This is a genomic window from Endozoicomonas sp. ONNA1, from assembly GCF_024606325.1.
Lineage (GTDB): Bacteria > Pseudomonadota > Gammaproteobacteria > Pseudomonadales > Endozoicomonadaceae > Endozoicomonas_A.
The window spans coordinates 1-1,783 of record NZ_JAHHPN010000114.1; the positions used below are offsets into that span (position 1 = coordinate 1).

Sequence of the window (1,783 nt, forward strand, 5' to 3'; positions counted from 1 at the left end):
AAAACTGGTCTTTTCACAACCAGAAACTCTCTATTATTGCTGCCTGCTAACGCCTTTAGCAACGGCAGCCGAAGCGAAGCTTTGGCTGTCCAGCCCCGTAGGGGCGAGGTTGCCTAAACTTGTTAACTGTTGCCGAATGTACCGAGTAACCTATTTTTGTTTGTTTCGGATATTTCACAGAAATAAACCCCCATTGGTAAGAAGTCGAAATAGATTGGCATTAGGCGAAGTTTTTGAAGCCCCGGAACATATGGCTTGAATGCCATTTTAAGTTTAAGCCTGCCTCTTTTTATTACTAGTTCTTGCTCTGTGCTCTTTAATACTTTGATTTCAGATACAGGAGCATCGAGAAAGAAATTGATCTGCTGCCCCAATATTGGCGATATTTTATAGTATTGCTCTCCATTCTTTTCATAGAACTTTGAGTTGATCGATCCTAGTGCGATTTCTTCCATATCTATACAGTTAACGCCAAGTTAAGCGGCGGCGCATCTAGCGCCGTCCGGTGGAAGGGCGAAGCCCTGGAACGAACTTGAACTTTTTGTTATGCCTTTGCTGAGATTATCGCAGCTCTTGGAAGACTTCCGGGCACTGCTCTGCGATTCGCAAGAGGGCTTTTGCTGGACCTTGTGGACTTCGGCGACCTTGTTCCCAGTCTTGTATGGTTCTGATGCTAACGCCCATAAAACCAGCAAACGCTGATTGTGACAATTTTAGCTTTTTTCTAATCTCTTTAGCCGGAGATGGCTCTGAAAGAATAGATGTTTTCAATTCTTTTTCGCCTGACTTGAAGGCTTTTATCTCTTCTATACCATCAAGAATTTCCTGGCCTATATCTCTATCACGCATTTTCGATAGCCTCCGCAATTTTCTTCAGAATGTGACCGGGAACAGTGGCTTGCTCAGATTTGCTATAAATCGTTAACATCCAAATTTCATGGTCACTCTTCTTCCAGTAGTAAATTACCCGAACACCACCGCTTTTACCCTTACCTTCAGGTGCCCACCTTACTTTTCGTACACCACCACTACCACGAACAATATCACCAGATTCAGGCTTTTCCTGTAGGTGCCATTGCAACATCCTATACTCATCATCCGATAAATATTCAGATAGCAACTTGGTGAACTTGCTTGTTTCAATAAATATCATGAGTTAAAGTATACGGCATTGCCGTACTTTGTCAAATTTTCATATCTTCTTGAATTTCTTTAAGTTTGTACATGAGGCATAACGCCAAGATAAGCCGCGCAGCAACAGGCTGCGTCGGGTGGAGGGCGAAGCCTGGAACGTACTTTAGCGCCTTGTTATGTTTCGGTTGGTGTAGCCTTTGGTGATATCACTTTGTAATGCTCGAATTACAAATATTAATGGAACAAGATAGAACAAATAGCCTATGGCAAGAGAATACACAAAGCTGAAATCAAATGATTTATCAACGTAAAAAATAGCCATTAATATCAGAATTAAAAACGATAATCTGACAAGCAACTTTCGCATTAATTCTGAGCCTTTGAGTAATCCATAGCCGCCAACGATAAGCATTAATGCTATAAAGATCTGCATTAACACTGGCCAAATAATTGATATCGCTAGATCGCCAGATTCTCTGACCATTAAATTTCCAGCACCGCTGAGTACACTTAAGCTCCCTATAATCATGAAAAACCAGCTTACAACATGTACTCTTGTAGGTATTTCGTTACTCATAACATATCCTAGAAACATAACGCCATGCTGTGGGGCGCCGCACAGCGGCGTCCCAGCCCCTTTAGGGGCGAC

4 protein-coding genes are annotated in these 1,783 nt (G+C 42.3%); all 4 read right to left on the reverse strand.

What is annotated here, in order from left to right:
- Positions 1 to 122: 122 nt before the first annotated feature.
- Positions 123 to 455 (reverse strand): hypothetical protein, encoded by a 333-nt coding sequence (locus tag KDK19_RS02610; protein ID WP_257275639.1) that lies wholly within the window; start codon positions 453 to 455, stop codon positions 123 to 125.
- Positions 456 to 561: 106 nt separating this feature from the next.
- Positions 562 to 849, reverse strand: coding sequence for a DNA-binding transcriptional regulator (locus KDK19_RS02615; protein WP_257275640.1), 288 nt, complete (start codon positions 847 to 849; stop codon positions 562 to 564).
- Positions 842 to 1,084: a type II toxin-antitoxin system RelE/ParE family toxin gene (locus tag KDK19_RS02620; protein ID WP_257291291.1), complete on the reverse strand. Its 243-nt coding sequence runs from the start codon at positions 1,082 to 1,084 to the stop codon at positions 842 to 844. Before KDK19_RS02620 ends, KDK19_RS02615 begins: the two co-directional genes overlap by 8 nt.
- 213 nt (positions 1,085 to 1,297) lie before the next feature.
- Positions 1,298 to 1,783: hypothetical protein (locus tag KDK19_RS02625; RefSeq protein WP_257291292.1), on the reverse strand; the 486-nt coding region annotated here is incomplete at its 5' end.